The organism is Pedobacter psychrodurus, assembly GCF_032678585.1.
Lineage (GTDB): Bacteria > Bacteroidota > Bacteroidia > Sphingobacteriales > Sphingobacteriaceae > Pedobacter > Pedobacter psychrodurus_A.
This window is the reverse complement of sequence record NZ_JAVTSN010000001.1, coordinates 62,127-89,034: the sequence shown is the minus strand read 5'-3', so window position 1 is coordinate 89,034 and position 26,908 is coordinate 62,127. Positions and strand designations below refer to the sequence as shown.

The 26,908-nt window shown below is 38.1% G+C and carries 28 protein-coding genes; 18 read left to right on the top strand and 10 right to left on the bottom strand.

All coding sequences use genetic code 11. The features are described from left to right. The first annotated feature begins 155 nt into the window (after nucleotides 1-155). A complete protein-coding gene (locus R2S57_RS00405; RefSeq protein ID WP_316843148.1) occupies nucleotides 156-1,046 on the top strand; it encodes a pirin family protein in 891 nt (296 codons plus the stop codon). Here the strand turns inward: R2S57_RS00405 and R2S57_RS00400 are convergent. Then, nucleotides 1,043-2,215: a hypothetical protein gene (locus R2S57_RS00400; protein WP_316843147.1), complete on the bottom strand. Its 1,173-nt coding sequence runs from the start codon at nucleotides 2,213-2,215 to the stop codon at nucleotides 1,043-1,045. The genes R2S57_RS00405 and R2S57_RS00400 overlap by 4 nt on opposite strands. Continuing rightward, a complete protein-coding gene (locus tag R2S57_RS00395) occupies nucleotides 2,212-2,850 on the bottom strand; it encodes a sigma-70 family RNA polymerase sigma factor (protein WP_316843146.1) in 639 nt (212 codons plus the stop codon). Before R2S57_RS00395 ends, R2S57_RS00400 begins: the two co-directional genes overlap by 4 nt. 173 nt (nucleotides 2,851-3,023) lie before the next feature. Between R2S57_RS00395 and R2S57_RS00390 the strand changes: the two genes are divergently transcribed. Then, nucleotides 3,024-3,887 (top strand): hypothetical protein, encoded by an 864-nt coding sequence (locus tag R2S57_RS00390; RefSeq protein WP_316843145.1) that lies wholly within the window; start codon nucleotides 3,024-3,026, stop codon nucleotides 3,885-3,887. Nucleotides 3,888-4,104: 217 nt separating this feature from the next. Here the strand turns inward: R2S57_RS00390 and R2S57_RS00385 are convergent, their stop codons facing one another. Then, a complete protein-coding gene (locus R2S57_RS00385) occupies nucleotides 4,105-4,503 on the bottom strand; it encodes an HIT family protein (protein ID WP_316843144.1) in 399 nt (132 codons plus the stop codon). A gap of 83 nt (nucleotides 4,504-4,586) precedes the next feature. After that, nucleotides 4,587-5,060: a transcription elongation factor GreA gene (greA, locus tag R2S57_RS00380; RefSeq protein WP_025146397.1), complete on the bottom strand. Its 474-nt coding sequence runs from the start codon at nucleotides 5,058-5,060 to the stop codon at nucleotides 4,587-4,589. Between the two features lie 364 nt (nucleotides 5,061-5,424). On the opposite strand from greA, the gene R2S57_RS00375 reads away from it, so the two are divergent. Further along, on the top strand, nucleotides 5,425-7,305 hold the full coding sequence (locus tag R2S57_RS00375; protein ID WP_316843143.1) for a M1 family metallopeptidase: 1,881 nt from the start codon (nucleotides 5,425-5,427) through the stop codon (nucleotides 7,303-7,305). Between the two features lie 435 nt (nucleotides 7,306-7,740). On the opposite strand, the gene R2S57_RS00370 is transcribed toward R2S57_RS00375, so the two are convergent. From R2S57_RS00370 to R2S57_RS00360, 3 genes are all read right to left on the bottom strand, one after another. After that, nucleotides 7,741-8,208, bottom strand: a complete 468-nt coding sequence (locus R2S57_RS00370; RefSeq protein WP_316843142.1) for an OsmC family protein — start codon at nucleotides 8,206-8,208, stop codon at nucleotides 7,741-7,743. Between the two features lie 421 nt (nucleotides 8,209-8,629). Next, on the bottom strand, nucleotides 8,630-9,088 hold the full coding sequence (locus tag R2S57_RS00365) for a hypothetical protein (protein ID WP_316843141.1): 459 nt from the start codon (nucleotides 9,086-9,088) through the stop codon (nucleotides 8,630-8,632). 7 nt (nucleotides 9,089-9,095) lie between these two features. Beyond that, nucleotides 9,096-10,016: a 2-hydroxyacid dehydrogenase gene (locus tag R2S57_RS00360; protein ID WP_316843140.1), complete on the bottom strand. Its 921-nt coding sequence runs from the start codon at nucleotides 10,014-10,016 to the stop codon at nucleotides 9,096-9,098. A 216-nt stretch (nucleotides 10,017-10,232) separates the two neighbouring features. On the opposite strand from R2S57_RS00360, the gene R2S57_RS00355 reads away from it, so the two are divergent. The 4 genes from R2S57_RS00355 to R2S57_RS00340 all read left to right on the top strand — a co-directional run bounded on the left by R2S57_RS00355 (nucleotide 10,233) and on the right by R2S57_RS00340 (nucleotide 15,155). After that, the gene (locus R2S57_RS00355; RefSeq protein WP_316843139.1) at nucleotides 10,233-12,719 is read left to right on the top strand and encodes an outer membrane beta-barrel family protein; all 2,487 of its coding nucleotides are present in this window, start codon (nucleotides 10,233-10,235) and stop codon (nucleotides 12,717-12,719) included. Nucleotides 12,720-12,934: 215 nt separating this feature from the next. Next, nucleotides 12,935-13,489 (top strand): NUDIX hydrolase, encoded by a 555-nt coding sequence (locus R2S57_RS00350; RefSeq protein ID WP_316843138.1) that lies wholly within the window; start codon nucleotides 12,935-12,937, stop codon nucleotides 13,487-13,489. 409 nt (nucleotides 13,490-13,898) lie between these two features. Continuing rightward, nucleotides 13,899-14,360 carry an IS200/IS605 family transposase gene (gene tnpA, locus R2S57_RS00345; protein WP_316843137.1) on the top strand — a complete coding sequence of 154 codons (462 nt, stop codon included), beginning with the start codon at nucleotides 13,899-13,901 and terminating at the stop codon, nucleotides 14,358-14,360. Nucleotides 14,361-14,396: 36 nt separating this feature from the next. After that, nucleotides 14,397-15,155 (top strand): lysophospholipid acyltransferase family protein, encoded by a 759-nt coding sequence (locus R2S57_RS00340; RefSeq protein ID WP_316843136.1) that lies wholly within the window; start codon nucleotides 14,397-14,399, stop codon nucleotides 15,153-15,155. A gap of 205 nt (nucleotides 15,156-15,360) precedes the next feature. On the opposite strand, the gene R2S57_RS00335 is transcribed toward R2S57_RS00340, so the two are convergent. Together R2S57_RS00335 and R2S57_RS00330 are read right to left on the bottom strand one after the other, a co-directional pair. After that, nucleotides 15,361-16,110 carry a LytTR family DNA-binding domain-containing protein gene (locus tag R2S57_RS00335; protein ID WP_316843135.1) on the bottom strand — a complete coding sequence of 250 codons (750 nt, stop codon included), beginning with the start codon at nucleotides 16,108-16,110 and terminating at the stop codon, nucleotides 15,361-15,363. A 51-nt stretch (nucleotides 16,111-16,161) separates the two neighbouring features. Beyond that, complete coding sequence (locus tag R2S57_RS00330) at nucleotides 16,162-17,118, bottom strand: sensor histidine kinase (protein ID WP_316843134.1); 957 nt, start codon at nucleotides 17,116-17,118, stop codon at nucleotides 16,162-16,164. Nucleotides 17,119-17,455: 337 nt separating this feature from the next. Between R2S57_RS00330 and R2S57_RS00325 the strand changes: the two genes are divergently transcribed. The 5 genes from R2S57_RS00325 to R2S57_RS00305 all read left to right on the top strand — a co-directional run bounded on the left by R2S57_RS00325 (nucleotide 17,456) and on the right by R2S57_RS00305 (nucleotide 21,109). Then, a complete protein-coding gene (locus R2S57_RS00325) occupies nucleotides 17,456-17,713 on the top strand; it encodes a hypothetical protein (protein ID WP_316843133.1) in 258 nt (85 codons plus the stop codon). Between the two features lie 5 nt (nucleotides 17,714-17,718). Then, complete coding sequence (locus tag R2S57_RS00320; RefSeq protein ID WP_316843132.1) at nucleotides 17,719-18,627, top strand: ABC transporter ATP-binding protein; 909 nt, start codon at nucleotides 17,719-17,721, stop codon at nucleotides 18,625-18,627. A 1-nt stretch (nucleotide 18,628) separates the two neighbouring features. Next, nucleotides 18,629-19,426, top strand: coding sequence for an ABC transporter permease (locus R2S57_RS00315; protein WP_316843131.1), 798 nt, complete (start codon nucleotides 18,629-18,631; stop codon nucleotides 19,424-19,426). 115 nt (nucleotides 19,427-19,541) lie between these two features. Further along, entirely contained in the window at nucleotides 19,542-20,288 is a 747-nt protein-coding gene (locus R2S57_RS00310) for a hypothetical protein (protein WP_316843130.1), read from the top strand. A gap of 89 nt (nucleotides 20,289-20,377) precedes the next feature. After that, nucleotides 20,378-21,109, top strand: a complete 732-nt coding sequence (locus R2S57_RS00305; RefSeq protein WP_316843129.1) for a M28 family metallopeptidase — start codon at nucleotides 20,378-20,380, stop codon at nucleotides 21,107-21,109. Between the two features lie 101 nt (nucleotides 21,110-21,210). On the opposite strand, the gene R2S57_RS00300 is transcribed toward R2S57_RS00305, so the two are convergent. Continuing rightward, nucleotides 21,211-21,441, bottom strand: a complete 231-nt coding sequence (locus tag R2S57_RS00300; protein WP_316843128.1) for a helix-turn-helix transcriptional regulator — start codon at nucleotides 21,439-21,441, stop codon at nucleotides 21,211-21,213. A gap of 314 nt (nucleotides 21,442-21,755) precedes the next feature. Here R2S57_RS00300 and R2S57_RS00295 point away from each other — a divergent pair, with 314 nt between their 5' ends. The 6 genes from R2S57_RS00295 (at nucleotide 21,756) to R2S57_RS00270 (ending at nucleotide 26,900) form a co-directional block, all read left to right on the top strand. After that, nucleotides 21,756-22,211, top strand: a complete 456-nt coding sequence (locus R2S57_RS00295) for a hypothetical protein (RefSeq protein WP_316843127.1) — start codon at nucleotides 21,756-21,758, stop codon at nucleotides 22,209-22,211. A gap of 10 nt (nucleotides 22,212-22,221) precedes the next feature. Further along, nucleotides 22,222-22,908, top strand: a complete 687-nt coding sequence (locus tag R2S57_RS00290; protein ID WP_316843126.1) for a hypothetical protein — start codon at nucleotides 22,222-22,224, stop codon at nucleotides 22,906-22,908. Next, a complete protein-coding gene (locus R2S57_RS00285; RefSeq protein ID WP_316843125.1) occupies nucleotides 22,908-23,675 on the top strand; it encodes a sensor histidine kinase in 768 nt (255 codons plus the stop codon). The genes R2S57_RS00290 and R2S57_RS00285 overlap by 1 nt, the downstream gene beginning before the upstream one ends. 3 nt (nucleotides 23,676-23,678) lie before the next feature. Beyond that, complete coding sequence (locus R2S57_RS00280) at nucleotides 23,679-24,320, top strand: response regulator transcription factor (protein ID WP_316843124.1); 642 nt, start codon at nucleotides 23,679-23,681, stop codon at nucleotides 24,318-24,320. 220 nt (nucleotides 24,321-24,540) lie between these two features. Then, nucleotides 24,541-24,918 carry a BlaI/MecI/CopY family transcriptional regulator gene (locus R2S57_RS00275; protein ID WP_316843123.1) on the top strand — a complete coding sequence of 126 codons (378 nt, stop codon included), beginning with the start codon at nucleotides 24,541-24,543 and terminating at the stop codon, nucleotides 24,916-24,918. After that, on the top strand, nucleotides 24,915-26,900 hold the full coding sequence (locus R2S57_RS00270; protein ID WP_316843122.1) for a TonB family protein: 1,986 nt from the start codon (nucleotides 24,915-24,917) through the stop codon (nucleotides 26,898-26,900). The genes R2S57_RS00275 and R2S57_RS00270 overlap by 4 nt, the downstream gene beginning before the upstream one ends. Nucleotides 26,901-26,908 lie beyond the last annotated feature (8 nt).

Sequence of the window (26,908 nt, the reverse complement as noted above, 5' to 3'; positions counted from 1 at the left end):
GGCAGAAGCGGGAGCGGGAACACTATAACCCAAAAGCTTCAGCAACTGCTTTCCAAAAACAAAAAAGCTTTTTTCATGTCCCCAGATATTACTAAACAATCTACCATTGACGATATTTTTCCTTAAATTCACATCATTAAAAATTTGATCATCCCATGTCGAACATTAAACTCATTATCGAAGAAAGACCCGCAAACATTGGCAATTTTATGGTTGGCAGACTGTTGCCTTTTAGAGAGAAACGTATGGTTGGCCCCTTTTCATTCATCGATCATATGGGACCCGCAGCGATGAGTGACCATGAAAACCTGGATGTTCCGCCGCACCCACACATTGGTCTGTCTACTTTAACTTTTCTTTTCGAAGGTGAAATTACCCACAAAGACAGTTTAGGCTCAAACATCGTAATTAAACCTGGCCAGGTAAACTGGATGACCTCCGGCAGTGGCATTGTACATTCAGAAAGAACACCAGAATATCTTCGCCATACCGATAAAATGTTGCATGGTTTACAGATCTGGGTGGCACTGCCTAAAGACTTAGAGCAGATGGATCCTGAATTCTGCCATGTTGAAGGTGCCGATATTCCAACCTGGACGCAAGATGGTGTTGAGATCAAATTGATCGCGGGCGAAGCTTTTGGCCATAAATCACCTGTTCCCGTTTATAGCCCACTATATTTTTTGGAACTAAAAAGCACCGAACGAAAAAAAGTAAGCATTGGCGACTATCTCTTTGGTGAAAGTGCCTTATACATTTTAGAAGGTGCGATTGAAAGTGATGGCCATATTTTCGAACCCCGCTTGATTTTAATTGCCAACGATGCCAAACTTTGTGAGTTCACCATGCACGAAAATACCACTGTTTATATTTTCGGAGGCGAAGCTTTTCCTGAAGAACGTTTTATCTATTGGAATTTTGTAGCATCAGATAAAGAATTAATTGAGAAAGCCAAGCAAAAATGGCTTGAACAAAGTTTTAAACCTGTACCGGGCGAAACTGATTTTGTGCCGCTACCTGATCCAATCAGGAATATTAAACATTAATTCCGTTTAAATAGATTCACATTTACCGAAACCGCCACACCTGTTGAGGATAATTTCGAATTTCCATAACCAATATCCGTTAATGGGATTTTCATAAAAGGTTTGGCACTGATGCTTAAGTTATTGTTTATTTTGTGCTGAAACTCAACACCTACGTTAGCTATGCCTAAATAATGCTGGTTTTGACCTTTTACTTCGAAATCTTGAGGCCCCTTGTAGTCGCCAGCATAAGAATAACTATATTTTTCCTTCAGCATTAAATAACTCGAAAGTCCGGTACTCACCGAAATCGAATTTCTATTATTACCAAAAACCTTGTAATTTACATTTATCGGAATATCAATTACGTCGCAATTGGCATGGATATTTGATGGTGCTACACTAAAAACATAACTGGTATTGGGATTGTATAAACTAAAATCCGAATCATAAATTTTCTTGGCATAAGATGCCCCTGTAGTTATACTCAGTTTTTGGGTGATGAGATAGGTTGCTTCTACCCCAAAACCACCACTTAAACTACTTTGTCCCGATTTTTGCACACTGGTTAAATCTGGTGCAGCCAAAATACTCAGCACAAACCGCGATTTCTGTTTCACCACCGGAGCTTTAATCCGCTGAGGTTTACCTGCTGCCACACTTGTGGTTAAATTCTGATCTTTAAATTCTACAGGATCAATTGCTGAGGTCAAGCTTAGTTTATATACCATATTGGCCAATAAATTGGCATTGCCTGCTTCAGTTGCGGTCACCTTTTGATCAGTTTCTAGATTAGAAAGACCTTTTTTCTCCCCTTTGTCAATTGCTTCATTGCCACTTTGCTTTATGGCTACTAAAGTTGAATCTACAATCCCTGTTCCATCAGCCCTGCTTTTTGGCACTTCGGTTAAACTTCCTGTATTATTTTTTGGTTGATTATTATTCTTATCGCTTTTTACCCCCGCTTTCACATCAGTTTTATTAACCGTTGGTTTAACCAATAAAAATACCACCAGTAACATTGCGGCTATCCCAGCCACAGCAGTAAGCCACACCAAAGGTACAATACGCTTTTTTGGTGCTGGATGCAATCTTTCCTCCAGATTATCCCAATCTAAATCATTAAAAGGCAGATCGGGGTTTTCCAATCCATCTTTAAATAATTTATCTATATCTTTTCCCTCTTTCATTGCATGTTTGTGTTTAACCTCACCTGTAAAAGGTTTCTATCTACCCCCGAACTCCTCACCTGGTAAGTTTTCGCATCGGTAGCTTTCAGCATTTCCTGTAATTTTTGCCTGGCCTTAAACAGGTTCGACTTTGATGTTCCTACCGATATCCCCAGCATTTCGGCAATTTCTTCGTGTGCATATCCATCTATAGCAAAAAGGTTAAAAACCGTTCGATAGGCTGGACTTAAATTTTGAACTAAGGCCAAAAGATCATGGTAGGCCAGTTTATCGTACACCGAATTTGTTTGGGCAATATTTTCGTAATCCTGAATATCTACATGATCGGCAAATTTTAAATTGGCGCGGTAATAATCAATAGCTGTATTGGTAATGATCCGCCCAAGCCAGGGTAAAAAGGCCTTAGAAGTTTCATATTTGGTTATATTCTTAAAAGCTTTAAAAAAGCCATCGTTCAGTATCCCTGCAGCATCTAACCGATCATTTGCATAACGCAAACAGATCCCCATAGCAAAGCTATAGAAATGTTTGTATAGTGCCTTTTGACTATCTCTTTCATTCCTAATGCATCCCTGAATATACTTTTGTATAATATCTTCACTATCGCGGTTAGCGGTCACAAGTTCTCCTTTCAAAACACATTACGGTAAGAAATTACAAAAGGTTGCCTCAAAAAATACTTTTTTAATAATTATTTTATTTTGTTCGTTTTGGTTAAAAATCTTCTTTCTGCAAGCAACCATTTACAACCTGGCGGCGTAATAGCGGCATCATTTTATTAAAGTTAAAACTTAAAACAAAAAATCTTATGCTAATCTACTTAAAAAAAAACCTATTGGTTGTACTGTGTATAGCCATGGTATTTACAGCCTGCAAGAAAAACAGTTCCGACGAACCTACAACTCCACCTGTTACCAATAACAATAAGGGAATCCAATTGGCCACTGATGCTAAATTTGGATCGGTATTAACGGATAAAGATGGTAAAACCTTATATTTCTTTTCATCTGATGCCGCTGGTGCGCCAACTTGTACAGGAGGTTGCGAAACAACCTGGCCACTTTATTATTCTGCTGATGCGAGTACAGATTTAAACCTGAACAAAGCCGAAGTTGGCGAAGTAACCAGAGCTGATGGACGTAAGCAAAGCACCTACCGCGGTTATCCGCTTTATTACTTTGCAGGCGATGTGGCAAAAGGTGATACCAAGGGAGATGGTGTTGGTGGAATCTGGTTTGTAGCCAAACCCGATTATTCATTAATGTTGGCCAATGCGCAATTGGTGGGCTCTAACGGTAAAAGTTATACCAGCGCATACATAGAAGGAACAGGAAATACTAAATATTTTACGGACGCCTTTGGTAGAACACTTTATGCTTTTGCGCCAGATAAAAATGGGGTAAATAACTATACAAAAGGTACAGCACAAGAGGGAATCTGGCCAGTTTATCAATCTGAAGTACTTAATTTACCTTCAGCTATTACAAAAACTGATGTTGGTGTAATTACTGTAGCTACTATTAACAAAAAGCAACTTACTTATAAAGGCTGGCCATTATATTATTTTGCACCTGATGCAAAAAGGGGGGATAATAAAGGAATTACCGTTGGCGGTATCGGCACACTTTGGCCTTATGTTGCTACCACAACTGCTGTTGCTCCGGCACCATAAAAACACTTGGGTTAGGCCAAAATTTATTCATTTAGGCTGAAAGCAAAAGAAAACTAACCACAGACTTTTCGGGAGATAAAATGCCCGACAGCAGAGGTGGGCATAAGTACAGATGTAAGATTTAAATCTGTGTTTATCGGTGAACATCTGTGGCAAAAAGCTTATTGGGGCTTAGGCGGGTAGAATGGTCGGTTGTTGTTTTTACAGCCGGCCTTTTTTATACTTCTAGTAAGGCATGTTTAATTTTTTCTGCAGCCTCAGCCAATTCTTCATTGCTTGGCTTTAGTTTTTCTTTGCTAAAGTTCATATCGCTCACATTATTCATCGGTATTAAATGAATATGTGCATGCGGCACTTCCAGTCCGATTACCGAAACGCCTACTTTTTTACAAGGGAAAGCGATCTTTACCCCTTTAGCTACAATTTTGGCAAACATCCAAAGCCCAACATATAAATCTTCGTCCATATCAAAAATATAGTCGGTTTCAATTTTCGGGATCACCAGAACATGGCCTGCCGTTAAAGGCTGAACATCTAAAAAAGCTAAATACTCTACTGTTTCGGCAACAACGTGTGCAGGGATTTCTCCAGCAACAATTTTTGAAAAGATAGTCATTAAGGTATATGGTTTAGGGTGTGAGGTTTAGGGTTTTTATAGCGGAGGATAGGCCTTAAGCCCTATACCCTCCACCTTTAACCTTATCTCGAAATCTCTAAAACTTCGAACTGCATTTTACCTGCAGGCACTTCAATTTCGGCAAATTCGCCTACCGATTTACCCAACAAACCTTGTGCAATGGGAGATTTAACAGAAATTTTTCCTGTTTTTAAATCTGCTTCTGTTTCGGCTACCAACTGGTAGGTCATGGTAGCACCGTTTTTAACATTTTTTATCTTCACGATAGATAATGCAAGCACTTTAGACAGGTCCATTTTCGACTCATCAATTAAACGTGCATTCGCCAACGTATTCTTTAATTTTGAGATTTTTGCTTCATGCAATCCCTGCGCCTCTTTGGCCGCATCATATTCTGCATTCTCCGATAAATCACCTTTATCCCTTGCTTCTGCAATTGCTTTAGATATTAGCTGACGACCGGTGGTAGTTAAATAATGAACTTCCTCTTTTAATTTATCTAACCCCTCTTGGGTGTAGTACGTTACCTCTGTCATTGCTCTATTAATTTTTATTCAAACGCTATAAAAAACAAACAAGACTATATAGTTGGTTTGCTACATAGTCTTGCTTCAATTATAACGAAGATAAATTGTGGAAATTACAAAAGCAAATAAATACTCATGATTTTTATGATTTAAGGATGAACAGGATTTAATATTCCCTAAAATAGAATGAATGAGAACAGATACCATCTACATATACTCAGACTTAACCATTAAAAATATAACATTTCAACCCTAACACATTCAAAAATCCACCATTCTCTCATTCAATCATTCCTTCATTCAATTATTCTCTAGTTCAATCATTTTCTAATTCAATCATTAATTCTATTTTAGCTTAAATTATTCTTAAAAAATGAAAAAAATATTCCCTATTGCCCTACTCTTCTGTTTGGGTACTTATACTGTTTCTGCCCAGGAGCTTTATATGCCACGAAATATTAAGGCGGCATATGCAAAAGGTACCCGTTCAATGAGCGGAAAACCTGGAGCCAATTATTGGCAAAACCATGGCAAATACAACATGGATATTAAGGTAGATGCCGAAACGAAAGTGGTTAGCGGTACGGAAGAAATTTTATACAGCAACAATAGCACCGATACCTTGAAAAACCTGGCCATCCGTTTTGTAAATAACCTGCATAAACCAACCTCCCCAAGAGGCGGCGCGGTAAGTGAAGATTTTTTGAGCACAGGTTTGAATATCACCGCCTTTTCTGTTGATGGTGAAACGTATAAGGTAGATAGCAAAAGCTGGGGAACGGTAGGTAATGTAATGTTGAAAAAACCACTATTGCCAAAATCGAAAATCGCCGTTAAAATAGAATGGGATTACCCATTATCAAAAGAAAGCGGTCGCGAAGGACAGATTGATCCAAATTCGTTCTTTGTGGCGTATAGCTATCCACGTATTTCTGTATTTGACGATTATAATGGCTGGGACCGCATTCCACACACCGATAGGGCCGAGTTTTACAACGACTTTAACGACTACGAATTCTCGATCAAAGCACCCAAAAACTATGTGGTTTATGCCACAGGCGATTTCTTAAATCCAGATGAGGTGTTACAACCTGAAATTGCTACACGTTTAAAGAAATCATACAATGGCGATGAAGTGATCCACATTGCTACCGAGCAGGAAATGAAAGATGGCAAGGTAACACTGCAAAAAGATTGGAACACCTGGAAATTCGCCGTAAATCACATTACCGATGTTACTTTTGCGCTAAGCAACCATTATGTATGGGATGGCGCCAGTGTAATTGTTGATAAAAAGACCAACCGCAGGGCCAGTGCACAGGCCGCTTATAACCCAACTACCGGAAAAGATTTTGTAAACTCGGTCAAATATAACCTCAATGCTTTAGACTGGTTTTCGAACAATTGGCCAGGTATTCCTTACCCTTATGTAAAAACCATTGCTTTTCAAGGTTTTGCAGATATGGAATACCCAATGATGGTAAACGATTCTCAATTTGGCGATCCTGTTTTTGCTCAATTGGTTCAGGACCATGAGGTGGCACATACTTATTTCCCTTTTTATATGGGTATTAATGAAACCCGTTACGCCTATATGGACGAGGGCTGGGCCACTACATTCGAATATTTAATTGGTATTGCCGAACATGGTAAGGAAGCTGCCGATAAGTTTTATAAAACCTTTAGGGTAAACAAATACATCAACGATAAATCGGCAGAAGAAGACCAGCCGGTAATTTCGATGTCTGATCAGGTTTCGGGTGCAGGTTACGGTAACAACTCCTACGGAAAAGCTTCATTATCTTATTTAGCCTTAAAAGATATGCTTGGTGATGATTTATTTAAAAAAGCGTTGCATAACTATATGAGCAACTGGAATGGTAAACACCCAATTCCATGGGATTATTTTAACTCGATGAACGCAGGTGCCGGACAAAACTTAAACTGGTTTTTCCAAAACTGGTTTTTCACCAATAATTATCTCGATTTGGCCATTACCAAAGTAATTCCGGCAAAAGGAAAATCGACGGTAACCGTTAAAAATGTTGGCGGCTTTGCCATTCCATTTGATGTGGTGGTTACTTATACCGATGGAAAAGCAGATACCCTCCACAAAAGCCCTGCGGTTTGGAAAGCAAACCAGAAAGAAGTGAGCATAACCGTTAATTCCACTAAAAAAGTCAAATCGATCAGTTTGGATAACGGCATTTATATGGATGCCACACCAGCAGATAATGTTTGGTTAGCTAAATAGTTAACCCTTTGCCATTTTCAGTTGGTGGTTAGGTATGGCTACCAACTGAAAATTTTATAGTTCTTATTTGTAAAGAGGATTATCGAGGTGTTGTCCTATACAACAAAGTACCCGCATTTTACAACAGAGCACCCTCCTTTTACAACAGAGCACCCTCCTTTTACAACAAAGCACCCGCCTTTTACAACAAGGCACCCGCTTTTTACAACAAAGCACCTTCAATTAGCAACAAAGCTACTGCAATTTACAACAAAGCTCCTTCAATTAGCAACAAAGCTACTGCAATTTACAACAAGGCTCCTTCAATTAGCAACAAAGCTCCTGCAATTATCAATAACGCTCCCGCAACTTACAAAAAAACGGAAAAACCTTAAATATGGCGTGTACTAAGCCAAAGTCGACCGCTAAATGAAAACGTTAATGGAGAACTGCAAACTAATAACTGAGCACGGGCTCATGTTTAACCGGAAAATTTAATGAATTGGCAATAAAACACATTTTATTGGCCTCGTGATGCAGTGATGCGGCAAGCTCGTAATGTGCCTTATCGGCGATTAAAACCTGCGGATGCAACGTAACTTCTTTAAACCTGCCACTACCATCAGCCAATTCTTCCATCGTACCAATAGCCTCATCTTTATAATCGATTACTACGATCTCGTTTTTAGAGCATAAGTGTAAATACCACAACATATGGCAGCTCGAAATCGAGGCCAGTAGAAGATCTTCGGGATTGTATTTAGATTTATCACCCAGAAAGGCAGAATCTGATGAACCTGAAATATCGGCTTTCCCCTTTACTGAAATTACATAATCGCGATCGTAAGAACGGTAATCCATTGTGCCCGAGCCTTTATTGCCCGTCCAGGTAACTGTAGTTGAATATAAATGATCTTTCGGCATGGTAAAATTGGTTAGATTGTATAGCCAATTTAAGAAAATAAAATTGAGATTTATTTTCTTTTTAGACCTATGAGGTTTTAAAAAGCTAAGACAGGATCCTGTAGGAAAAAATTAAACATATCGCTAGATGGCCTAAGGTGACTAAGGAGGTCAATATTATGTAAAGCAGGGTTCGGTGTGCTTCGCTTCCGAAAGTCCTGCTATCGCTTCAAGTCCTCTCCCGATGAAAAAATCGGGATGCGGGCTTTCCGCTATATCAGGTTTAGTTTGCAAAGACCTGCGGCGTATCAGAGGAAAAGAACCCCGGGAAGTCTATAGATCATCAGACCTCGCGGGTTTTTAAACGGCGTAGCGCTCAATGAGGCTATGAAAATATCAATCAACCCGAATTAAACCTGCGAGGTCTTTCTATTTCTGCAAGTTACATCCTAATGTTATGCCCTTTTGAAATTAAAAACGTTTTAAGCAGATCATATGTACGCTCGTCTGCATCAATATTAATACCCGTATTATTCTCCATATATAAACACTCAAAACAGATATTAAGTGCTGAAATAATTTCGTGATCTTTATTATAAAAAATAATTGCATCTCTATAAACAGGCGCACACATCCACGACGGCAAATTCACAATATCGATTTCCAAAATGCGAATCAATGTCAGTAACTCAGCATCAGCACGTTGAAATAAACTGATTTTTCTGGAAGAAGAATTTAGTTTTTTATCCTGATCAGTTATACGTTGATCATGCCAGGATATTTTATCCGTATTTCTATTCGTTTCAGAGTAATAAGTATCTTGCTGAAAGGAATAGGTTTCAATGTATTCAAAATCGATACTTTTAATATATTCTCTTGAATGAATAGTGTGATTTGCCATACAAAGACTAAATATTCCGTAGCTTCTCCGCCAAAACCTCCGAAATCTTGCGGTACGAATCAAATGTCCAGCCGCCAACATGTGGGGTTAAAATCACCTGATCGTTCTGCCTTAATTCATCATACCAAACTTGTTCACTTAAGGCCGGGAATTTTTCTGTCTGTAAAACATCTAAACCAGCGCCTAAAATTTTCCCGTTTTTAATGGCATTCAAAACCGCTTCCGTATTTACAATTTCTCCCCTGGCCGTATTGATAAAAAAAATAGGCTTTTTGAAATGAAAGAAATATTCATCATCAACCATTTGTTTGGTTTCGGCAGTTAGTGGAATGTGCAAACTCAATACATCACTATGTTTCACAATTTCTTCCATGCTTACCTCACGTGCAAAAGCATCAGAAAAACCGGTTTTATATTTATCATAAGCCATTACATCTACTTCGAAACCAGCAAGTTTCTTTGCAAAACTTTGCCCCATAAAACCATAACCAATAATCCCAACTTTTTTGCCTTTCAGTTCATAACCACGGTTTCCTTCCCGGTCCCAAATGCCATTCCTGATTTCGATATCGGCCCTGCGGAAGTTGTTCATCAACGACAAAAGTAAACCTGTGGCATGTTCGCCAACCGCATCGCAATTGCCTTCGGGTGCATTAATCAATTCAATATTCCGCTCAAAAGCAATTTTATCATCAATATTATCCAGACCTGCCCCTGCCCTGGCCACAAACTTTAAATTTGGTGCTGCAGCAAAAATTTCGGCATCAATCCTAAATTTCGTCCGAACGGCAATGCCAGTATACTCTTTTATTTTAGCTAATGTTTGTTGACGCGTAATCTGTGGCTCGTCATCAACCTCATAACCCATGGCAATGGCCTGCTCTTTAAATGCAGGGTGCAGATCATCAACAATTAATATCTTATTCATAATAAACAAAAGTAACATTTTGCAAATTGTTCAATTGTAATATTCCTTATTGTTTTACCAAAACTGAAACGTTTGATGGTTATCTATCCACTCTAGATTATCACACAAAAATATTACTATAAAATGGCTGTAATAAAATAGTTACGGCTCCTTTATTAAACTTAGTTGCCGTTACTTTGTCTCCCTTTACAAAAACACACGAAACTTTATTTTTTAATGAGACTTTTACAATCGAGAACAATACAGATTACCCTCTTACTTTTAAGCTTATCATGTAGTCTTTTCGCCCAAACAGGTGGGAAAGCAAAAATTACCGGAGTACTTAAAGACGCAAAAACACAAGAAACCATTCCCTTTGCTACAGCTGTTTTAATCAACAAAGCGACTGCAAAAAATGCCAAAATTGTACAAACAGATGTAAATGGTGCATTTGTGATGACCGATCTCCCTACAGGAACTTTTACTTTTAAAATAAGTTTTGTAGGTTACCAAACCATGGTTAGGGATAACGTGGCCATTACCGCCACAACGGGAACATTAAACTTTGGCGAGATCAAGATGAACCCAGCTAAAGGAAATGTATTAAGCGAAATTACCGTTACAGGCCAGAAACAGGGCATGCAAATGGGCATCGATAAAAAGATTTTCGCTGTAGATCAAAGTGTAATCAGCGAAGGCGGTTCAGCAGGAGATTTATTGCAGAATGTACCATCAGTTTCTACTGATATGGATGGAAACGTAAGTTTACGCGGCTCTACCGGTGTAAAAGTGTTAATTGACGGTAAGCCATCATTAATTGCAGGCGGTAACGTTGCACAGATCCTGCAATCTATCCCGGCAAGTTCTATCGAAAGTGTTGAGGTAATTACCAACCCATCGGCAAAATATGATGCCGAAGGCCAATCAGGTATCATCAACATTGTGCTTAAGAAAAACACAAAATTGGGCTTTAACGGTTCAGTTGCTTTAACTGCTGGTAACCGTGATAACTATAATGCCAATACCAATTTAAGTTTTCAGAACAGAAAGGTAAACATTTATGGAAATTATGGCTACCGTTATGGCAACCGTGTTGGTGGCGGTTTTCAGGATATTACTTATAAATCAGATTCATTAAGAACAAGGTTTGCCAACCAGAACACGGTTTCCAAATCGTTGGATAAAGGGCACAATGCCAAAGCTGGTATCGATTATTATCTGGCCCCTAAAAGCGTGATCAGCTTATCAGGTGGGTTTAACTCAAGAGAAAATGAGCGTAACGAACAGCTCGATATCAAACAATTGGATAAAAACCACTCACCGGTGTTATTAAGCAACAGAACCAATAGCACTGATGGCTTTGGAGATAGTTATGATGCAAACCTGGATTACGTACAGAAGTTTAAAAAACCGAAAGAAGAACTAACCTTTAACTTCGGTTACTCTTACGGCACAAACAATAGCGATCAGTATTATAGCACCAATACTACTAACCGTAACGGTACGCCAATTGATGAAACATTAAGTTTACAACGCGTATTTAATACTGGTAACAATACCAATTACAACATCCAAACGGATTATGCATTGCCTGTGGGTAAAGCTGGTAAAATTGAAGTGGGTTACCGCAGTCAGATCCGTTTAGGAGAAAATGATCAATATGCCGATTCGATCCCTACAAATAGCAATGTTTATATCAGTAATAATAAGTTAATTAATGGATTTGATAGTAAAGATCAGGTGCATGCACTGTATTTCAATTATCAAAACCAGATTAAAGATTTCGGTTACCAAATTGGTTTAAGGGGCGAAGATGCACGTTTAGATACCCATTTGGAAGGTTACACAGGTAATGTATTAACTACTGCGGAAGGAAATATCCACTATAAAAGGATATACCCAAGTGTTTTCTTAACACAGAAACTGAAAGGCGATAATCAACTTCAATTGAGTTATACCCGCCGCGTAAACCGTCCACGTCCTTGGGATACCAACCCATTTTTGGATGTTTCAGATCCTTTAAACTATAGAGGCGGTAACCCGAATTTATTGCCTGAGGACGTGCACTCTTTCGAACTGGCTTATAGTAAATACTGGAAAAAAGTAACCTTAACTTCGAGTTTGTATTTCCGTCAAACCAATGATGTGATTCAGCGCGTAAGAAGCACACCTGTTAACGGCATTATTACTTCAACCCCTCAAAATTTAACCAACCAGATCAATAGTGGTTTAGAATTAATCGGCCGTTTTGACCTGATTAAAGCTTTAAATTTCACCACAAATGTGAATTTATACCAGGCCAAGTTTGCCGGTGATGCAAGATTTGATATCCCATCTAGCAGTGGCTTTAGCTGGAATGCCAACCTGACCGGAAATTTAACCGTAGTTAAAAACTTATCATTACAGGTACGTGGCGATTACAGGGCGCCAGAGGTAATGGCACAGGGAAAACGTAACGCCATGTACGGAATTGATGGTGGAGCGAAATATGATTTCCCAAACAAAAAAGCCTCTTTAAGTTTCAATGTCCGCGATGTATTTAACACCAGAAGATGGAGCATGACCACCGAAGACAGAGCCACAATTGTTGATTTTGAACGCCAGTTTCAGGGAACAATGGGTAACCTCACCTTCTCTTACCGGTTTGGAAAAACCACTTTTACCGGCACGAATAAAAAGAAAAAAGAAGATCAGGAAAACCGTCCTGACGAAGGATCATTTTAATAACCCTAAGGGGCTTAGAAGATATTTCTAAGCCCCTTTTTTAACTAACCGGGTATTGGATAAATTTTGCCCAAGCTTAGTTTTAGCTTGTTTATTTTACCCAACGCTATTGCTGCGCTTGCTGTAGTTTTCCTTTAGTTTAAATTATCATAATAAAATTCCAACACCACTATCGGTAAAACCACTGTAATAAATCATATTTGTTATCTTGCAACATGGAAGAGATCAGCCCATGGAAAACGCTGGAAAGCGATGTAAAATACGATAACAACTGGATCCGCATAACCGAACACCAGGTGATTAATCCCTCTGGTGGAAAAGGGATTTATGGTACTGTTCATTTTAAAAATCTGGCCATCGGAATACTTCCTTTAGATGAGCACTACAATACCTGGCTGGTTGGTCAATACCGATATGCTTTAAATGCTTACAGCTGGGAAATTCCGGAAGGCGGCGGACCGTTCCACGAAGCCCCTTTAGAAAGTGCCAGAAGGGAATTATTAGAAGAAACTGGCATGAGTGCCAGAAACTGGAAGGAGATCCAAAGGATGCACTTATCCAACTCGGTAAGCGACGAGCTAAGCATTATTTATGTGGCCACCGATTTAATACAAGGCATTGCCATGCCTGAAGAAACAGAAGAACTCGTGGTTAAAAAACTGCCCTTTGATGAAGCCTATCAAATGGTTCTCAATGGCAAAATTACCGATTCGATGAGCGTCGCCGCAATTTTAAAAGCTAAGCTCATGATGATCAATGGTGAATTGTAATCATAAACACCAAATGTTCCTAACGGAACATAAAAAATATTGCATATTTTTTTCTACCCATGACATGTCCCGATGGGACATTGAAAGAAATTTAATATAATCTAACCATTAAAATCAACTGATCGTCTTTAAATCCTAGCCTTCCATTAAAATATTTACCCTACGAACTGCTGATCTGTTCCGTAGGAACAACTCCTGGGTAGAAAATAATATATTTGGGAATTTTCGTTCCATAGGAACGTGTCGTGATCTAATCAAAAATCGGGCGTATTATGAAAATCAAAAAATAATTTCTAATTTAATTCACAATTGCAAGAAAACCCTTTTGCAATCCAAGAATAAACCTACTTGTGTCTTTTTTGAGGCAAAATCCCCGGTAGAACGTTTGATATTTAAATTTAAAAACGCCATGCCGAATACCTATACCCAATTGCATATTCAATTTGTGTTTGCCGTTAAATATCGGGCTTCATTAATACAATCGCATTGGAAAGAAAGACTATTGAAATACATCACGGGGATATTCCAGGCAAACAACCATAAAATGATACAAATCAATTGTATGCCCGACCATATCCATATCTTTATTGGTATGCGGCCTCACCAATCTATATCCAGTCTGATCCAGAATGTAAAGACAGAAAGTTCTAAATGGATTAATGATCAGCAGTTCTGTAAAGTCAAATTTGCATGGCAAGAAGGTTATGGTGCATTCTCCTACTCAAAAAAACATGTTCAACAAGTGATCCAATATATTCAAAACCAAGAGCAGCACCATAACAAAGAAACCTTTTTGCAGGAGTACACCAGTTTTTTAAAAACGTTTGAGATTGGATACGAAGAAAAATACATCTTCAAAGAACCAGAATAATTTATTATTATCTTTGCGGTCTATTAAATCAACCAGATGAGCAAGCTTTTTGGATATATTTTAAGCCCAATTTTTTATATTTTCTTCGGATTAACCCTTTGTATCTTCCATCCCATACAATGGCTTTGTTTTAAGCTTTTTGGCTATAAAGCCCATAAGGTTTCTGTTGATATCCTCAATTTCTTCCTCACCTACTGCCAGATTTTTCTTTTCAATTCGATCAGCTTTAAAAACGAATACGATCTGCCAACAGATAGACCTATTATTTTTGCGGCGAACCACCAGAGCATGTATGATATTCCATCGCTGATCTGGTTCTTAAGAAAACACAGTGCAAAATTTATCTCCAAAATTGAGCTCACCAAAGGCATTCCATCCATCTCCATTAACCTACGTTTAGGCGGTGGCGCAAACATCAACCGAAAAGACAACAAGCAAGCTATTTCCGAAATCATCAAATTGGGCCGCAGAATGAAAGAGAACAATTGGAGTACGGTTATTTTCCCGGAGGGAACACGGGCAAAAGATGGTAAGTTGAAAACATTTCAGTTTGGTGGAATTGCCACGATCTTAAAAGTTGTACCAAACGCTTTGATTGTTCCGGTAGCGATAGAAAATTCATGGAAAATTGTCCGTTTTGGAATGTTTCCATTAACCACAGGCAACGCCTTAAAATGGACGGTTCTAAAACCCATTGAACCAGGTGTAAAAACAGCAAACGATATTACCTTAGAAGTAGAAAATGAAATCAGGAAAGTATTAGGTCAGCCGATGGCACAGCCTGCTACTTTATAGTTTTCGCCTTTTCAACAATATTCACCTAAATCTCTCTGAAAAGATCCTTCGACTCCGCTCAGGATGACAAACTAAAATAATATTATGTGCATCTGTATTCCCTTGCAAAAATAGTTCACTAAAGATTTCGGCAAATGGGTTAATCGACGCCAAACGCTATACCCCTAGCGCCCATCATCCATTCCACATCTTCCATCTTACATCACTAAATATTCTTATTCCCAATCACCCTGAAAAATTCATCACGATAGGTATCGCCTACAGGGATAATTTTTTGATTAATGGTTATGCGGCTGCGCTCGATGCTTTCGATTTTATCGACCGCAACGATATAAGATTTATGCACCCTGATAAACTGACTTTGAGGTAGTGCTTCTTCCATCTTTTTCATACTCTGCAGCGTAATTACACGCTCATCTTTGGTAAAAATCGAAATGTAATCCTTTAAACCCTCAATGAATAAAATATCGTGCAGATAGATTTTTTGGATCTTATGCTCCGTTTTTACAAAAATATAATCCTGAACCGGGTTTGGTGAACCCGAAAATGGGGCTGGCGTAACGATTGGTTGTGTTACACTTACCGGGGTTTCAGCAGGTTTTACCTGGTTATGTACTTTTTCTACTGCTTTATAGAAACGGTCGAATGCAATGGGCTTTAACAAATAATCCGAAACATTCAGATCATAACTTTCTAAAGCGTATTGTGGGTAAGCGGTAGTTAAAATATAGTGGCATTTGTTACCAGCAATTTTCAAAAACTGGATCCCGGTCAGCTCCGGCATCTGGATATCCAAAAACACAAGATCAATCCCTCCGCCCTGAACAATCTGCAAAGCTTCAATCGGGTTTTCACACCTTTTAACCATGGTTAAAAAAGGCACTTTCGATATATAATCCTGTAAAATATCAAGCGCTAAAGGCTCATCATCAACAACAATACAGTTTAAGTTCATTTTTGGTTATTATTTTTAATTCATGATTGCAATCTATATCGGGCTTCCAGATTAGATATCAATCATCAGTTCACAGGTATAATGAGTAGCCGAATTTACAACATTTAATTTATATCTGTCGGGATAAACCAATTGTAATCTTCGCTCTACATTGGTTAAACCCACACCACCCTGTGCATCTTTATTCTGTTGGTTCTTTTTGTTGATGACACTAAAATGCAGAATCTTTTGATTGGCAATAATATTGATTTTAACAGGCTCTGTCGGATCGGTTACCACACCATGTTTAAATGCATTTTCTACAAACGATATCAACATTAAAGGCACAATCTTCTGATTATCAATTTCGCCGTTTAAAGTAAGCTCGATATAAGCCCCATCTTTAAACCTTATTTTTTGTAGCTCAATATAACTGGTTAAATAATCTACTTCTTTGCTTAATGCCACGGTTGGAGTATTGCTCTCGTAAATCATGTACCGCATAATCTCCGAAAGTTTCATAATGGCATCGGCTGTTTTATCCGATTTTTGATAAGCCAATGAATAGATATTGTTAAGTGAGTTAAAAAGGAAATGCGGGTTTAACTGCGATTTCAAAAACTGGAGTTCCATTTCGCGGCGCTCACTTTCTAAGTTACGCTGGATCCGCTCGCTTGCAAACCAATCGATTGTGAATTTGATAATACAGCTCGAAACCAGGAAAAAACCAATTATAAAAACCCTATTTATAGCAAAGTTATTTACAGACATCTCAGCCTTCTTACCTTCCATATTGGTATAATGGAGCAGTTCATTAGGATTTAAAACGGCTATAACAGTCTTTACCAATGATGCCACAGCAATTAAGAGCAGAAATGATATAATATACAACCAATATTTTTTCCTCTTCTTGATCAGTGATGGAATAAGAAAAATATAGTTGATATAGAATACAGAAACATTCAGGATCCCAAAAACAAAATACGACAGAAAATAATCTTTCATAGTATGCGTCTCTTTCTCTAGCATACTGACAACAATGATAAAAAGAAATATAAATCCCCAAAAAATAGAGTGAAGTATTAAAGGCCCCCTGCTTTGTTTCATTCGAAATGTATTAAATAATAGTGAAGCTGATATACGTTTAACTCACGCATATTATTCAAGCCACAAAATAAATAAACTTTTATCGATTTACTCACACAATCTACCAACGGGCATTTTTTTTCTACCAACGGCCCAATGGGCAAATTTTATCGACAAACGCCAAATATGGCTGTTGATCTAGAATCTTGAACACTTGGTATAATAGATTTTAGCAGGTTGATTTTCTTGAGTTTCTTTGAATCATCAAAACGAAAACAAAATGAAAACATCATCAGCAATCAACTTAAACAATCAAGCAGTAATGGCTGATGATCAATTCACAGCCGCTCAAATAAAACAAACCATCATGAAAAAGTTAGGAAACACATCGCCATTTTTACTTTTATTATTACCAGTATTTATGATGATCATTTTAACACTTACTATTAGCACCAATCAAAATGATGCAGAAATAGTGGTAAAGCCTGCTAAAACATCTGGCTCTATCGTGAAACAAGCAACAGCTATTTTCAAATAGAAACAATGGGCAATTACGCTATCGAAACAGTAGGTTTAAACTTTAACTTCGGCAACCAGGTTATTGTAAAAGATCTCTCATTACAAGTGCCAAAAGGCAGTATCTATGGCTTTTTAGGACCAAACGGAGCCGGAAAAACAACCACCATAAAAATTTTGCTTAACCTGCTGAAGTCGCCTTCAGATCAGGTTTTTATATTTGGCAAAGAAATAAACAGCAACCGGATAGCCACCCTTAAACGCGTAGGCGCCCTGGTAGAGCAACCAGCTATTTACGGCCACTTAACAGGCAAGGAAAACCTGATCAACCGTTGTATCCTGCTGGGAATCAAAAAAACCAAAGCCGACGAAATGTTGGCACTTGTGGGTTTAACAGAAGCTTCCAACAAAAAAGCCAGTAAATATTCATTAGGCATGAAACAGCGCCTGGGCATTGCACAGGCACTGATTTCAGATCCCGAATTATTACTTTTAGACGAACCAACCAATGGCCTGGACCCAAATGGCATTATCGAGGTGCGGAACCTCATGATCGATCTGGCCGTAAAACATCAAAAAACAATATTGGTATCGAGCCACTTATTGGCAGAAATAGAAAGAACAGCCACGCATGTCGGCATCATCAATAAAGGTGAACTCTTGTTTCAGGGCACCATTGAGGAACTTCATTTACTGAGCAAACCTGTGCTCGAAATTGAGGTAGACAATATCGGAAACGCTAGCGCACTGATTACAAAATCGGGTTACGAAATTATCACCCAAACCGATAAAAAAATTACCGTTCCATTTACTTCCGCTCAAAATAGTGGTGAATTAAATACACTGCTCATTCAAAACGGCTTTACGGTGAGTAGTCTTTACCAACAAAGAAAAGACCTCGAAAATTTATTCCTGGACATTACCAAAACCAACTAACATGCGCGCGCTTTATATATCTCTGTTATCCGAATTCTATAAATCAAGAAAAACCCTGGCTTTTTGGGCGGCGATATTATTGCCTGTTATTATATGTGGCTTAATCAGTTTTGGTTTTTATTCGGGATCCGAAAAAATTTTAGAAAGGCATTACCCGCCTATGCTGCTTTGGGTCAATTACATCGGTGCAGCGCTAGGTGTAATGGGTTTATTGATTATGCCATTTTATGTGATATTTATGGCTTTTTCAGTAAATAATATCGAACATAAAAACGATACCTGGAAAATGCTGTTTGCCCAGCCCTTGAATAAATTCTCCATCTATGCTGCAAAATATCTGTTTGCAGTATTTTTAATATTCATCTGCTTACTCTTATTTGCCACCCTCACCTATGCATTTGGCCATTTATTACAGGTTTTAGTTCCCGAGTATAATTTTAAACAGTACAATCCTTCAACTATCCTGACCAACTCCTATACGAAATTGTTCTTGTCGTCATTAGGTATTTTATCACTCCAATTTATCTTGAGTTTGCTCTGGGCCGATTTTCTTAAGCCAATGGGAATAGGTTTTGTTGGAACCATTATGGGCATTATTACCGCAAATGTAGGATGGAAATACGCCTATCTTAACCCTTATTCACTACCTACATTGGCATTAAGAATTACGAAGGTAAAAAAAGGAACTGATCCACTAGATTTCCCTGTTTTCACTCAGGAAATATGGACAAGTTTAATTTATGCCACAGCTCTTTTCATCATTGGCTATTTTATCGTAACCAAAAAGAGTATAAAATAGATTGAGGAGCAATTTCTTCAGCAGGAAATAGAATAATCATGTAAAAATTCCATTGGAAAATAATTTGAAATGGTTTAAAGCGTATTTTAGATCAGAACCAACAAATTATTCAAAAATGATCAAAAGATTTACCACCACAGCATTGGCCTTTGGCCTATGTTTTTCAGCATTTGCACAAGATACCCCTGATGCAGCTGTAGTTCAAAAAATAAGAAAGGAAGGTTTAGAAAATTCGAAGGCAATGGACATTGCTTTTAATTTAACCGATGTTAGCGGACCGCGTTTATCAAATTCACCCGGATTAAAAAAAGCACAAGAATGGGCCGTGAAACAACTGAGCGATTGGGGATTAAAAAACGCGCACCTCGAAGCATGGGGAACTTTTGGTAAAGGCTGGCAAATCGATAAGTATTATGCTGCCACTACAATTCCTTATTATCACGCCATTATTGCTTCACCAAAAGCATGGACACCAGGCACAAACGGACCTATAAAATCAGAAGTCATTTTAATCAAAGCCGATAGCGTTACCGATTTGGCAAAATATAAAGGCAAATTGGCCGGAAAAATCATTATGATGGATCAGGGTACACCCTTAACAAGTGGCATTAAAGCTGATTTTTCGCGCTATGCAGATAGCACATTGGCTCAAATGGCCGCTACAAAACCACAAGCTGCCGGTGCAAGGCAGCGCCCTACCGGTGGGCCAATGGCCGATAGAATGGCCCAAATGATGAAAATGCGCGAAATTCGCGCGGCAATAGGCGCAATGCTCGTAGAAGAAAAAGTTGGCTTAATTTTAACTTATGCGCGTGGCGGCAAGGAACATTTTTCACCAGCAACGGTGCTTCTTATGCTTTAGATGCCAAACCGGTTTCACCAGAACTCGAAGTAGCAGCGGAGGATTTCTTACATATATTACGTCTTTTACGTGCAGGTAAACCAGTAGAAGTGGAGGCTGATATTAAAACATCATTTTATGATCAGGATCCACAAGGTTATAACGTAATTGCAGAAATACCTGGTACCGATAAAAAATTAAAAGATGAAGTGGTGATGATTGGCGGTCACTTCGACTCGTGGCACGCGGCAACAGGCGCAACAGATAATGCAGCAGGCTCTACCGTAATGATGGAAGCCATGCGTATCTTAAAAGCGATAGATTTTAAATCAAAACGTACCATCCGTATCGCACTTTGGAGTTCAGAAGAACAGGGTTTATTTGGTTCAAGAGGTTATGTTGCAAAACACTTTGGCGATCCAAAAACAATGGTATTAACGCCGGATCAGAAAAAAATATCAGCTTATTACAATCTGGATAACGGAACAGGGAAAATCCGCGGTGTTTATTTACAAGGTAACGCAGCTGCTGGCCCAATTTTTCAAAGCTGGTTAACTCCTTTTAATGATTTAGGCGCAACAACCATCACTATTAATAACACAGGCGGTACCGATCACCAGGCATTTGATGCGGTAGGCATCCCAGGTTTCCAGTTTATTCAAGACCCCGCAGATTACAATACCAGAACCCACCACAGCAATATGGATACTTACGACAGACTTGTTGAAGATGACTTAAAGCAGGCAGCAACCATCATTGCTTCTTTTGTTTACAATACTTCGCAACGTGAGGCACAAATTCCACGAAAAGAATTACCAGCCCCGCAACCTGCAAGACCATAAATAAAAAGGAATACATCAAACAAAAGCCTGCTCATTTGACTTTAGTATCAAATAGCAGGCTTTGTTGTTTAGAAATGAGAGGTTATATGTGCTTTTAATCCTTAAAAGGATAATATTCTTTCTTTAAACGCCCAAACAATTAATTGATAAGAGTTTTTTAAATCGAGTTTTCTCACCATATTTCTTCGGTGCGTATTAACCGTATGCTCACTGATAAAAAGCATTTCGCCAATCTCTTTACTGTTGTACCCCATCGATAACAGGTGTACAATTTCAACTTCCCTTTCGCTGATCGAACTGTGGTTTTCCTTTAGTAGGATATTGTTTATCATTTTTGAGAGAATTAAGTGGGTTAATGTTTTAATAATCAACATTTTCCTTAAATAGACTCATATTCGAATAAGTTCAAAATACTTGTTTTTCTAAGGCAAACAGCGTAATACGTTCTAACCATAAATTATTGAGCTGTTATTGCATACCAAAAGTAGTGGTAGCCCGCAATTCAGTGTTAGCACAAAATGCCCTAAATTAAAGGGTATTTTTACGGTATCGCTAAACGGCTTTTTGAGTGGTTACAGAATTTATTTTTCATCTTTCATTAGCTCATCACTTATTATCTATATTTGGGTTAAAACCAAATAATTTTATGACACAAGCTTTTTTAACGAAGGATGGTAAAAACAACACCATCCCGGTAAACATTGCGCAACAGATGACGGAGGCTTTTCGCAAGAGCCAGGATACAGATAAAGGCACCTATACTGAAGCGGCCTGGTTTCCTGCGGCGCAGATGTCATCCTTAATAAAAAAAATGATTGACCTTGGTGGCGACGGGATTAGGATTTATTTCGGAAGGTATACCAGCGAGATCATAGATCAGATCAACAAATTGGAATACGGCGATAAAATTCCTTCAACTTATCTGGACATGAATACCCTACTTCTTGTGGTTACCAAATTAATTGATGGTAAACCCCGCACTGATTATTTTATTGATACCGATGAAGCCTACAACGTTGGGGGGCCACAACCAACCGATCCTGAAAACAGATCTGCATTGTGCCCGCAACAATGCGATGATACCAGTAAATTGATGTTATAACATCAAATAGATGACAGGAAAAATTGACGCCCCACTTGATATATTCAAGATCCTAAAATATATCCTGCCAACAAGTAGCTCGTATGCCGAGCTGCTTTGCCTTGGTTTTGCTATATATTTTTTATCAAAAGACAAGAACCCATTTTGGCGGATAACCATATGGTACCTGGTAATCGTAATTGTAACCGAAATTGCTGGAAGGTATTGCGCTATAACTTACCGTACAAATTTATTTGCGTATAACATTTATACCTTATTTGAGGTATCATATGTTACCTACGGATTTTATACTTTTACAAAACAGTATGCTGATATCAAAAAATGGATAATTGCAACTTATGGAGCAATTATATTAATTTACATCACATTTACCGCTATATACGGTATCCATGTATATAATGCTTTTACCATAAGTATAATGTCGGTGGTTTTTGTTATTTATGGCTTATTGTATTTTTATTTACTGCTTAAAGACGAAGATTATATCGATTTAAAATTTCATGCTGCATTTTGGTGGGTTGGCGGGGTCTTAATATTTTATTTTGGCAGCACACTCGCTAATTTCTTTGATGATATTATACAGCAAAAATTTTTAGGCAAATACAATACAAGGGCTATTATTTACACAACACTTAACTTTTTTTTATATGGCCTCTGGGCCTATTCATTTATATGCAGAGCTCGTCAACGGAAGTAATGTCACTCATATTATTGGCATCATTTGTTTTTCTTTTGATGCCAATATTCCTTTTACTTTATATCAGGTCGTATAACCAGCACAAAAAGAACCACGTTCTGGAAAAGCAGAATATGCAGCAAATATTCGAATCCGAAATGCTTCAAACACGGGTAGAGGTGCAAGACCAGACCATGCAGAGCATTGCCACAGAACTGCACGACAATGTTGGTCAGTTACTGAGCCTCACCACCTTAACCTTAAATTCTATCAATTTAAGTGATGGAGAAAAAGCAAAAAAAAAAATCGAGAACTCGCTTTCACTCGTTAATAAATCCATTAAAGAGTTGAGAGAACTGGCCAAATTGCTGCATGGCGAGCAATTGGTAGAAAATGGAATTGGGCATGCGATAGATCAGGAAATCAACTGGCTGAACAAGACTGGAGCATATGAGTTAGAAGTTAACAATCAGTTGGTAGCGCTACAAATCACTTCACCTGATAAGGACCTGATTATTCTTCGTTTATTGCAGGAAATCATCAATAATATCATCAAACATGCTCAGGCAAAACGGATACAAATCGATTCTTATCTTGAAAAAAATGTTTTACATTTAAAGGTAACAGAAAATGGGGTAGGTTTTAATCAGGATGAAATTAAAGCTAAAAAGGCGGGAATGGGCCTTAACTCTATTTATAAAAGAATTGAGATGATCAATGGAAAATTAGCGCTAAATTCGGCGCCTGGCGAAGGCACATCCATTTCAATTGAAATCCCCTACCCTTAATTTATGCAGAATCAAAGTATTTCTATCGCAATTGTTGATGATCACACCCTTTTCCGTTCGGGATTAGCCAGCTTATTAGAAGAGTTTGATGAAATAGAAGTGATTTTCGAAGCCATTAACGGGGTAGATCTTCAGACTAAAATCAATCAGCATCCAGAAGTCCAGCTTATTTTAATGGACATTAATATGCCTGTTATGGATGGTTTTGCTGCCACCAAATGGGTTAAAACCAATCACCCAAACGTTCATGTTCTTGCCTTAAGCATGCTTGAGGATGAAAAAGCAATTATAGGAATGCTCAAGGCTGGTGCTGGTGGCTATATGCTTAAGGAATCTACACCATCCGATTTATTTACCGCCATTAAAGTAGTAGTGGATAAAGGATTCTTTGTAAACGAACTGGTATCGGGCAGACTCCTGGTAGCCTTAAAAGACAGCGATGTTAAACCCATATTTTCATCAAGAGAACTTACATTTCTCCAACACTGCAGCACTGAACTTACCTATAAGGAAATTGCAGACCTTATGAATGTGAGTCCACGCACGGTCGACAACTACAGGGAATCTCTTTTTGCCAAACTAAACATCAAATCGCGCACCGGCTTAGTGGTATATGGCATCAAAAACAACCTCATCACCATCTAACTTTAAACAGCTGAAACAAATACAACCAACTCATTAACAGATATATAATTAAATTTCATATAGCTATCTCTATTACGGATAAGTGTTAATTCATCTATAAAAGTATTACCTCTTCGATTTCTAAAAAAATTATCAAATAAAATTTGGATAACTAACTAATTAGTTTTAACTTTAGTTAAGGCAAAGAGATTTGTCATCATCCTTATTATTATTAACTATTATGGAAATTAAAGATTTAACCAAAGCCGAAGAGCAGATCATGCAGGTTTTATGGCAATTGGAAAAAGCATTCGTTAAAGAAGTTATTGATGAACTTCCCCTCCCTAAACCTGCTTATAATACCGTATCAACAATCATTAGAATTTTAGAAACCAAGGGTTTTATTGGTCATGAAGCTTTCGGAAAAGCGCATCAGTATTATCCATTAATCAGCAGAGAAGAATATAAGCGCCATGCCACAGAAAAACTACTGGGCAATTATTTCGAAAATTCGGTTGAGAGTATGTTCTCTTTCTTTGTTAAAGAAGAAAAACTGGATTTAAGTGATGTTGATGAAATTTTAAAAATGATTAACAAAATTAAAAATCAACCAAAATGAGTTTTGCCCACTACCTATTACAGGTGAACTTATACTTAATTGTTTTTTTCGGTTTTTATAAATTACTGTTAGATAAGGAGACCTACTTTACGTTAAACCGCATTTACCTGGTATCTGCGGGAGTTTTATCGCTATGCATACCGTTTATCCGTTTAGAATGGCTAACAGAGCAAAAGGCAGCACAACAGGTTTATACTTCAGTTAATTGGGAAGCCGTATTGCAACAAGCAACAATAGTAACAGAGCGCAGTGCCGGCTTTAACTGGGCCAATGCATTCGTTTATATTTATTGTGCAGGTATACTGTTTTTCTTAGGTAAGTTGGTATTTAACTTATTAGCGGTTAAAAAACTGATCACATCAAGTAAAACCGGCGCAGCTTTTGCCTTTTTCGGAAAAAAGGTAATTGATCGGGATTTGCCACAGATGGATGTGATCGATATCCATGAAGAAGCCCATATTAAACAATGGCATACTGTTGATATTTTATTTTTCGAAATCATAGGCATTATTACCTGGTTAAATCCAGTGATTTACCTGTATAAAAAAGCGATAAAAAATATCCACGAGTTTTTAGCCGATGAACTGGCTGCCGAATTTCAGGGCGATAAGGCCGAATATGCCTTATTGTTACTGAGCAAATCTTTTGGTATTTCGCCAAATGCACTAACAAATGGCTTTTTGGAAAAATCACTGATCAAAAAAAGAATTTTCATGCTTCATAAAGAGCGGTCAAAAAAGATCGCGATTATGAAGTATGGAATTTTCATCCCCCTCTTTGCGGTTCTAATTGTATTTTCCTCTGCAACTGTACGAAAAAGTGAAAAATTAATCTCTATCACCGATCAGATCCCATTAGATAAACCGATCGAAATGGTGCAGGAAATGGTTACGGAAACCCCAAAAGAGGTGATTCTTGACCCCAAAGTTTCGGTGGATGGAAAAACAGAAGTTAGCTGGAAAGGATTTTACCAGTTCCTGGGAAGAAACATTAAATATCCTACTGCCGCCAATAGCGATGAAATTCAAGGAAATGCACAGGTAAAGTTTAATTTAAAAGGCGGTAGGGTAACCAATATGATTTCGAATGTTGCATTAGGCGCAGGCTGTGACGAGGAAGTAATGAAAACCATTTTATCTTATAAAGGATTTAAGGATGTAGCGGATGGTAGATATGCATTAACGGTTAGCTTTAGCATTCCCGAATCTACAGAAGAGTTTAAGAATAAATTGTTGCCGAACCCGACGGGATATGTAAACCTGAACAAAATTACCATTATATCTTATATTCCTAAAAACAGAGAAACCGGAGCGATTAAATCGGAAAATTTAGATAAAGTTTACGACTTCGTTTCGATCGAGAAACAGCCAGAATTTCCAGGTGGCATAGCTAAGTTTTACAAATATCTTGGTGGGAGCATTAAGTATCCCAAAATGGCTCAGGAGAATAATGTTCAGGGTAAAGTTTTCCTCAGCTTTATTGTCGAAAAAGGTGGTACCCTGTCGGATGTTCAGATTACACGTGGTTTAGGAAGCGGTACAGATGAAGAGGCGATAAGGGTTTTAAAAGAGTCACCAAAATGGAATCCAGGTATCTCGAATGGCCAGCCTGTTAGGGTTAAATACAATATCAATGTTAATTTCACGCTCAATGATGATCCACCGAAAGAAATTAAAACAGGTAGCATTCCATCCGACCGGATCAAACTCAAAGATGGTGCAAATCTTGATGCGTTAATTATTTTAGACGGCGTTAAATTATCAGAAAACAGTCAATTGAATACGATAAACCCAAACAGTATCGAATCAATAGAAGTGTTAAAAGATCAAACGGCAATGAATCTGTATGGCCCAAGAGCGAAAGCCGGAGTTATTTTAATTACAAGCAAAGGTACAAAGAGTAATACTTTCCGGCCACTTGAATCGAGAGAACTTTCAATAGATAAAACAAGCAATTTTTTTGAGCTCAGAAAAAAATTCTAACCAAAATT

Bases quoted from the DNA above. Each gene is read 5' to 3' on its own strand.
- R2S57_RS00355 (WP_316843139.1), top strand. From the start codon at position 10,233: ATGAGACTTTTACAATCGAGAACAATACAGATTACCCTCTTACTTTTA.
- R2S57_RS00300 (WP_316843128.1), bottom strand. From the start codon at position 21,441: ATGATAAACAATATCCTACTAAAGGAAAACCACAGTTCGATCAGCGAA.
- R2S57_RS00390 (WP_316843145.1), top strand. From the start codon at position 3,024: ATGCTAATCTACTTAAAAAAAAACCTATTGGTTGTACTGTGTATAGCC.
- greA (WP_025146397.1), bottom strand. From the start codon at position 5,060: ATGACAGAGGTAACGTACTACACCCAAGAGGGGTTAGATAAATTAAAA.
- R2S57_RS00275 (WP_316843123.1), top strand. From the start codon at position 24,541: ATGGAAATTAAAGATTTAACCAAAGCCGAAGAGCAGATCATGCAGGTT.
- R2S57_RS00270 (WP_316843122.1), top strand. From the start codon at position 24,915: ATGAGTTTTGCCCACTACCTATTACAGGTGAACTTATACTTAATTGTT.
- R2S57_RS00405 (WP_316843148.1), top strand. From the start codon at position 156: ATGTCGAACATTAAACTCATTATCGAAGAAAGACCCGCAAACATTGGC.
- R2S57_RS00320 (WP_316843132.1), top strand. From the start codon at position 17,719: ATGGGCAATTACGCTATCGAAACAGTAGGTTTAAACTTTAACTTCGGC.
- R2S57_RS00375 (WP_316843143.1), top strand. From the start codon at position 5,425: ATGAAAAAAATATTCCCTATTGCCCTACTCTTCTGTTTGGGTACTTAT.
- R2S57_RS00400 (WP_316843147.1), bottom strand. From the start codon at position 2,215: ATGAAAGAGGGAAAAGATATAGATAAATTATTTAAAGATGGATTGGAA.
- R2S57_RS00340 (WP_316843136.1), top strand. From the start codon at position 14,397: ATGAGCAAGCTTTTTGGATATATTTTAAGCCCAATTTTTTATATTTTC.
- R2S57_RS00365 (WP_316843141.1), bottom strand. From the start codon at position 9,088: ATGGCAAATCACACTATTCATTCAAGAGAATATATTAAAAGTATCGAT.
- R2S57_RS00330 (WP_316843134.1), bottom strand. From the start codon at position 17,118: ATGCTAGAGAAAGAGACGCATACTATGAAAGATTATTTTCTGTCGTAT.
- R2S57_RS00290 (WP_316843126.1), top strand. From the start codon at position 22,222: ATGACAGGAAAAATTGACGCCCCACTTGATATATTCAAGATCCTAAAA.
- R2S57_RS00285 (WP_316843125.1), top strand. From the start codon at position 22,908: ATGTCACTCATATTATTGGCATCATTTGTTTTTCTTTTGATGCCAATA.
- R2S57_RS00335 (WP_316843135.1), bottom strand. From the start codon at position 16,110: ATGAACTTAAACTGTATTGTTGTTGATGATGAGCCTTTAGCGCTTGAT.
- R2S57_RS00370 (WP_316843142.1), bottom strand. From the start codon at position 8,208: ATGCCGAAAGATCATTTATATTCAACTACAGTTACCTGGACGGGCAAT.
- R2S57_RS00310 (WP_316843130.1), top strand. From the start codon at position 19,542: ATGATCAAAAGATTTACCACCACAGCATTGGCCTTTGGCCTATGTTTT.
- R2S57_RS00350 (WP_316843138.1), top strand. From the start codon at position 12,935: ATGGAAGAGATCAGCCCATGGAAAACGCTGGAAAGCGATGTAAAATAC.
- R2S57_RS00360 (WP_316843140.1), bottom strand. From the start codon at position 10,016: ATGAATAAGATATTAATTGTTGATGATCTGCACCCTGCATTTAAAGAG.
- R2S57_RS00280 (WP_316843124.1), top strand. From the start codon at position 23,679: ATGCAGAATCAAAGTATTTCTATCGCAATTGTTGATGATCACACCCTT.
- R2S57_RS00385 (WP_316843144.1), bottom strand. From the start codon at position 4,503: ATGACTATCTTTTCAAAAATTGTTGCTGGAGAAATCCCTGCACACGTT.
- R2S57_RS00295 (WP_316843127.1), top strand. From the start codon at position 21,756: ATGACACAAGCTTTTTTAACGAAGGATGGTAAAAACAACACCATCCCG.
- R2S57_RS00325 (WP_316843133.1), top strand. From the start codon at position 17,456: ATGAAAACATCATCAGCAATCAACTTAAACAATCAAGCAGTAATGGCT.
- tnpA (WP_316843137.1), top strand. From the start codon at position 13,899: ATGCCGAATACCTATACCCAATTGCATATTCAATTTGTGTTTGCCGTT.
- R2S57_RS00315 (WP_316843131.1), top strand. From the start codon at position 18,629: ATGCGCGCGCTTTATATATCTCTGTTATCCGAATTCTATAAATCAAGA.